4 protein-coding genes are annotated in these 6318 nt (G+C 51.7%); all 4 read right to left on the bottom strand.

Annotated features, from left to right (window positions below):
- Positions 1 to 79 precede the first annotated feature (79 nt).
- The 4 genes from LKD71_RS08040 to spoVG all read right to left on the bottom strand — a co-directional run bounded on the left by LKD71_RS08040 (position 80) and on the right by spoVG (position 6271).
- A complete protein-coding gene (locus tag LKD71_RS08040) occupies positions 80 to 1321 on the bottom strand; it encodes a peptidylprolyl isomerase (protein ID WP_227615027.1) in 1242 nt (413 codons plus the stop codon).
- A gap of 76 nt (positions 1322 to 1397) precedes the next feature.
- Positions 1398 to 4952, bottom strand: coding sequence for a transcription-repair coupling factor (mfd, locus tag LKD71_RS08035; protein WP_227615026.1), 3555 nt, complete (start codon positions 4950 to 4952; stop codon positions 1398 to 1400).
- The gene (pth, locus tag LKD71_RS08030; RefSeq protein ID WP_227615025.1) at positions 4949 to 5521 is read right to left on the bottom strand and encodes an aminoacyl-tRNA hydrolase; all 573 of its coding nucleotides are present in this window, start codon (positions 5519 to 5521) and stop codon (positions 4949 to 4951) included. The genes mfd and pth overlap by 4 nt, the downstream gene beginning before the upstream one ends.
- A 462-nt stretch (positions 5522 to 5983) precedes the next feature.
- Positions 5984 to 6271, bottom strand: coding sequence for a septation regulator SpoVG (gene spoVG, locus LKD71_RS08025; RefSeq protein WP_178044958.1), 288 nt, complete (start codon positions 6269 to 6271; stop codon positions 5984 to 5986).
- Positions 6272 to 6318 lie beyond the last annotated feature (47 nt).

Here is a 6318-nt window from a genome sequence, read left to right as displayed (position 1 = left end):
TTTGGCGTGTCCCAAGTTCAAAAGCCTTATCGTGCAAGCACGAACAGCTTTTTGACCTTTTGACACTGGTATCATAAGATTATTTCTCCGCAGCAGTCTCAGTTTCTGTTTCAGATGCTGCTTCCGTAGCCGCCTCTGTGGTCTCGATCTCAGATGCTGCCTCGGTTGCTGCCTCTGTTGTCTCTGCCTCAGATGCCGCCTCGGTTGCTGCCTCTGTTGTCCCTGCCTCAGATGCCGCCTCGGTTGCTGCTTCCGTGGTTTCTGCCTCGGAACCTGCCTCGCTGCCAGTCTCGGTCTCAGTGGTATCGGTGGAAGTCTCCGTCTCGGTCTCCTTCATCTGATAGGTATCAGTAAAGTCGAGCTCTGTCAACAAATCGGAATCTGTAGAGATCTTCGCGTCCTCTTTCCAGCCGTCCAGGGTCTCTGTATAGAGATCGCTCTTTCTCTGGGAAAGAATCGTCTCTTTCTGCTCGTTGGTCTTCTCCTCATCAAAGGTCGTCACCATCTGAAGAACATAGTAACCGCCGTCGGTCTCGATCAGCTCATCTGCCACCTCGCCGTCAGAAAGCTTGTCAGCGGCTTCCTTCAGCGTATCGTTCAGAGTTCCGTTATCTGCACCATAGGAGCTCGTCACCGGAGAACGGTCCTCGCCCAGCTCGGTAAGGGCATCCGCCATATCCTCGCCGCCTTTGACTGCATCCAGAAGTTTCTGAGCCTGTTCTTTCTTGGCTGCTTTCTCTTCATCGCTCATTTCCACGCTGTTGCCATCCTCATCGGTGCTGCCTGCAGTGCTGAAAAGAACGTATTTTACAGTCTTCTGGGCTGCTTCCTCGTCGGTCACATTGGTATCCACACCAGCGATGATAGCATTATACATTCTGGACTGAACCGTATAGAGAGTCAGAAGACGCTCCACATTCTCCTGAGTGGCATTCATGGCCTTTACGGTCTTCTCGTCATTCTCCTCGATGAAGCGGGTTGCCGCCTCAGAAATCTTTGTCTTGTCCTCATCCGTGATGGAAACGCCGTAGTCGCTCATATGCTGCTCCATCAGGAACATATTTTCAAGGCTCTCAACGATATTGCTCTTTGTGGTCTCTCCATAGGTCTCCCACATATTGTCACCCATGAAGGAAGCATAAAGGCTCTGCATCTGCGCCTGATTATAACGCAGCATCAGATTTACCAGTCCGAGGCTCGCCGTATCATCTCCCACAGTAACCGCTGCCTTTCCTGCCTTGGAACCACAGCCCGTAAGTGAAGCCGCCGCCATGCAGGCACACAGACTCGCTACCAGTAATTTTCTCCCTAACTTGTTCATAAAAACGATCCTCCTGTCTCATTACCTTTTGCTATTATAGCCCTTTTTTCCCGTTCCCGCAACGATTTTGTGGAATTTACACACTTTTTTCACAAGCTTCCTTCGGCACGAGGGCCTGAAATTCCTTCAGAAGTTCTCCCACCACATAGAGCACGTCCTGATTATCGTTTCCGTTCTTTCTGGGCTTGCTGTAAAGGAAATAGGGATTCGTATCGATGATGAATTTGAGCCTTCCCTTGCCTCGTTTCACCAGCTCTTCGATTTTCACCGGGTCGGCGATCGCATGTTCAAACATCGTAAACCGGATAAAATCGCCCTTCTGGGCCACCTCGGTAAAATAACAGCGGTGAGCAATGGCCTTGAGGTTTGCGATGGAGAGAAGGTTCTGTACGGATCTCGGTGGTTCCCCGAAGCGGTCCATCAGCTCCTCCAGCATATCGTCCCGCTCCTCCTCGGACTCGATACCGGCGATCCTCTTGTAAATATCCAGCTTCTGCATCTCGTTTTTGATATAGCGCTCGGGGATAAAAGCGTTCACATCCAGGTCAATGGTCGTTTCAAATTCTTCCTTCTCCTGCCACTCGCCCTTCTGTTCTTTTACCGCCTCATTGAGCATCTTACAGTAGAGATCATAGCCGACCGCCTCCATGTGGCCGTGCTGCTCCGCTCCCAACAGGTTTCCGGCTCCCCGGATCTCCAGATCCCTCATCGCGATCTTGAAGCCGCTGCCAAGATCCGTAAATTCCCGGATCGCATGAAGACGCTTCTCCGCCACTTCTTTCAGCATTTTGTTTCTCTTATACATAAGGAAGGCGTAGGCGGTACGGTTGGAACGGCCCACCCGGCCCCGGAGCTGATAGAGCTGGGATAGTCCCATGTTGTCGGCATCGTGAATGATCATCGTGTTGACATTCGAGATATCCAGGCCCGTCTCGATGATCGTCGTGGACACCAGTACATCGATCTCCCCGTTGATGAAATCGTACATGATCCGTTCCAGTTCGTGCTCTTTCATCTGTCCGTGGGCAAAGGCCACGTTGGCCTCCGGCACCAGTTTAGCGATTGTGTTTGTCATCTCCACGATCGTGTTGACCCGGTTATAGACATAGTAGACCTGACCGCCTCTGGCCAGCTCCCGGCTGATGGCCTCCCGGACCATCTCCTCATTGTATTCCATCACATAGGTCTGAATCGGTACCCGCTCCCTGGGTGCCTCCTCTAGGACACTCATATCACGGATGCCGATAAGGCTCATATGAAGGGTTCTGGGGATCGGCGTCGCCGTCAGCGTCAGAACATCCACATTTTCCCGGAGCTGCTTGATCTTCTCCTTGTGGGTCACGCCGAAACGCTGCTCCTCATCGATGATGAGAAGCCCAAGATCCTTAAACTGTACATCCTTTGACAGAACTCTGTGAGTTCCGATGAGGATATCCACAAGGCCTTTTTTCACATCCGTGAGGGTTTTGGTCTGTTCCTTTGGCGTACGGAAACGGCATAGAAGGTCCACCCGCACAGGAAAATCCTTCATCCGCTGGACGAAATTGTTGTAGTGCTGCTGGGCCAGAATCGTGGTCGGCACCAGAAAAACCACCTGTTTTCCATCCTGTACGGCCTTGAAGGCTGCCCGGATCGCAATCTCCGTCTTTCCGTAGCCCACATCCCCACAGATCAGCCGGTCCATAATCTTCGTGCTCTCCATATCCTTCTTCGTAGCCTCGATGGCTGCCAGCTGGTCATCCGTCTCTTCATAGGGAAAGGCTTCCTCGAATTCCCGCTGCCAGATCGAATCCTCGCTGTAGACAAAACCATTCTTTGCCTGGCGCACCGCATAGAGCTTCACCAGATCCTGGGCGATGGCCTTTACCGCCGTACGAACCCGGGTCTTGGTCTTGTTCCAGTCCTGGGTTCCCAATTTGTTGAGCTTCGGCTGCTTCGCGTCGGCCCCGGCGTACTTCTGAATCGCGTCGAGCTGAGTTGCCAGCACATAGAGAAAGCTTTTTCCCGCGTACTCGATCTTCATGTAATCCTTGGCGACCTTGTCCACCACGATTTTCTCGATACCCCGGTAAACACCGAGACCGTGATTTTCGTGAACCACATAATCTCCCACAGAAAGCTCGGTAAAGCTCTGGATCTTCTGGCCCTCGTAGGTCTTCTGGCGTTTCTTTTTCTTATGGTCCTTGCCGAAAACATCGCTCTCGGAGATCACCACAAATTTGATCAGCGGATATTCAAAGCCCCGGTGAATATTTCCGCAGGCTGTCATGATCTCCCCCGGCTTCGGCACCCGGTCCATATCCTCAGAATAAAAGGCTGTGACACCGTTTTCCGTGAGATCTGCCGCCAGCCGCTCGGCTCTTGTCCTGGAACCCGACAGAAGAATCACCCGGTAGCCCTCTTTTTTCCAGCGGGCCAGATCTTTCACCAGAAGCTCGAAGCTGTTGTTGTAGGGATTGACGCTTCGTACGGACATGCTGAACTGGTTCACGATCTGAAAATGCCCTCTCGCCGCCTCCAGCGTGGAGAGCCCCAGCGTATGATGTTCGGTAAGCCTTGAAAGAGCTGTGGCCGTACCGAAGAGAATCTTCATCTGCCCCGGCAGAAGATAGCCCTTCTCCAGTCGCTGCGTCATACTCTCCTGAAACTCCGTCTCGATGGCCTCTCCCTCCTGCTGCACCCGGTTGGGTTCATCCAAGACAAAGAGCGTCCGCTCCGGGTCCAGATACTGCGGAAAAGAGACCGTTTCCTTATAGAAATAGTCCACGATACCGTCAAGCCCCAGGCTTCCCTGTCCCTGAAACTCCGTAAGCTTCTCCTTCGTCTCGGAAAAAAGCGTTCCTAGCCGGTGAGCACCTTCGGTATTCCCCTGCTTTTCCATGACTTTTTTCGCCGCCTTCACATCGGCTTCCATACGCTTTAGGCCTTCCTCGATGCGCTTCGAGTCCGCAGGAACCTCCGTGGCCGGATAGATCACCAGTTCTTCCAGATTTTCAATGGACCGCTGGCTCTCCACATCAAAGCTTCGGATTGAATCCACCTCATCGCCCCAGAGCTCCACCCGAACCGGCGTCTCCTCAGTCAGCGGAAAGATATCCAGAATCCCGCCTCGGATCGCAAACTGGCCTTCTCCCTCCACCTGGCCCATGCGCTCATAGCCCAGAGATACCAGCGTCTTTTTCAGCTCCTCGAGATCAAGCGTGCTTTCGATCTCGATTTTCAGGATATTTTTCTGAAACTCGCCCAGCGGAAGCAGGTGATCCATACAGCTTCCCATCGTCGTGATGATGGTTCCTCCTTTTCCCGAGAGAATCTTCTCCAGCACCCGGATTCGCTGCTGCACGATGAGACTGCTGTGGATATCCGCGCTGTAAAAGATCAGGTCCCGGGCCGGAAAGAGCAGCACGTCCTTATCAAAACAGCGGTAATTGTCGTAGATCTCCCTGGCCCGCAGCTCACTGTAGGTCACAATGACCCGGAACAGAAAATCCTCGCTGAGTCCATAGATAAAATGAGCCTTCTGGGCATCGATGCAGCCCTGCACCTCTGTCATGCCCTTCTGTTTTTTCAGGCTATCCCGTATGGACTCAAATTCCCCCAGCGCTTTCAGGGGTTCTGTAAAAGCTTTCATCTCTCTACCTTCTTATTATAATGGTTCATGGCGCCGGCACAGTCCCCCTGAACCATCATGGCAATGGCCTCCACCGCCCGGTCCATGGCTTCCTCCACAAGCTCCCGGTCTGCCTTCTGAAAATGGCCCAACACATAGTCCGCCAGATCATAGTGAGCCGGCTTCTCGCCGACCCCCATCTTCACCCGCATAAACTCGCTTCCCAGATGGGCAATGATACTCTTGATCCCGTTGTGGCCGCCGGCGCTTCCCTTTGCACGGATCCGAAGCTGGCCCGGATCCAGACTGATATCATCATAGATCACGATGAGCTCCTCCGCCGGGTTCAGTTTGTAAAAGTCTATGATTTCCCGCAGACTTTCACCACTGAGATTCATATAAGTCTGGGGTTTCACCAGAATCACCTTCTGCCCTTCGATATAGCCGCTGCCGCAGACGGCCTTATGTTTCTGTGTGTCGATCGGGATGTGATACTTCTCTGCCAGCTTATCCAGGGTATCAAAACCCACATTATGACGGGTATGCTCGTACTGCTTTCCCGGATTTCCAAGTCCTGCTATGATATACATATATAATTATCTCCTGTTCTTATAAATCGAATCTTTCATCTCACGATTGTACAGGATTCTTTGCAAAATGTCCAGTGCGCTCCTGTCGGCAGAAAAACAGGAAATTTTCCCCATGAGCTGCTCCTTTCTTCCCAAAGCCTCTCTGATGGTTTTTGTCTGCAGGAAAAGAAAATTCACAAGTTTCCCCGCCGGCAGACGCACGGATTCCATACACATCCTCCCCTTGCCTCTTTACTTTTAGTTCTCATTGGAATAATGTGAGGTCCCAGAATGAAACCATCACCCGGCAGACTGCCGTAATCTCTGAATGAATAGAACTGTTCCAACAATATCACCATAGCATAATTTCCAAGTGTTGTCAAGTATAAACGCGCAAAAAGATACCGCAGATATGCATAACTGCAATTTTCTGCGGTATCTCCTGTTCTTTTCTCTGTTTCCGGGATCTGTTCCCTTTTAAAACTACTCTGCTGCTTCCTCCGCCTCGGCAGACTCTGCAGCCGCTTTTTCATACTGCTCCAGAATGATAGTCTGAATGCGCTCTCTGGTCTCAGAGTTAATCGGGTGAGCGATATCACGGTATTCTCCATCCGATGCTTTCCGGCTCGGCATGGCGATAAATAAACCCTTTTCCCCTTCAATTACCTTGATATCATGAACAACAAACTCGTCATCCAGTGTAATGGAGACGACTGCCTTCATTTTTCCATCTTTTGCTACCTTTCTAACTCTCACATCTGTAATCCTCATTCCTCGTTAGCCCCTTTCGCTCTTTCTCCTTTTTCCACAGGGCAGAC

The sequence above is a fragment of the Fusicatenibacter faecihominis genome (genome assembly GCF_020686945.1).
GTDB classification, from domain to species: domain Bacteria; phylum Bacillota; class Clostridia; order Lachnospirales; family Lachnospiraceae; genus Limivivens; species Limivivens faecihominis.
The sequence above is the reverse complement of the archived record's forward strand: the minus strand, read 5'-3'. Positions and strand labels throughout refer to the sequence as shown.

Bases quoted from the DNA above. Each gene is read 5' to 3' on its own strand.
- mfd (WP_227615026.1), bottom strand. From the start codon at position 4,952: ATGAAAGCTTTTACAGAACCCCTGAAAGCGCTGGGGGAATTTGAGTCC.
- spoVG (WP_178044958.1), bottom strand. From the start codon at position 6,271: ATGAGGATTACAGATGTGAGAGTTAGAAAGGTAGCAAAAGATGGAAAA.
- LKD71_RS08040 (WP_227615027.1), bottom strand. From the start codon at position 1,321: ATGAACAAGTTAGGGAGAAAATTACTGGTAGCGAGTCTGTGTGCCTGC.
- pth (WP_227615025.1), bottom strand. From the start codon at position 5,521: ATGTATATCATAGCAGGACTTGGAAATCCGGGAAAGCAGTACGAGCAT.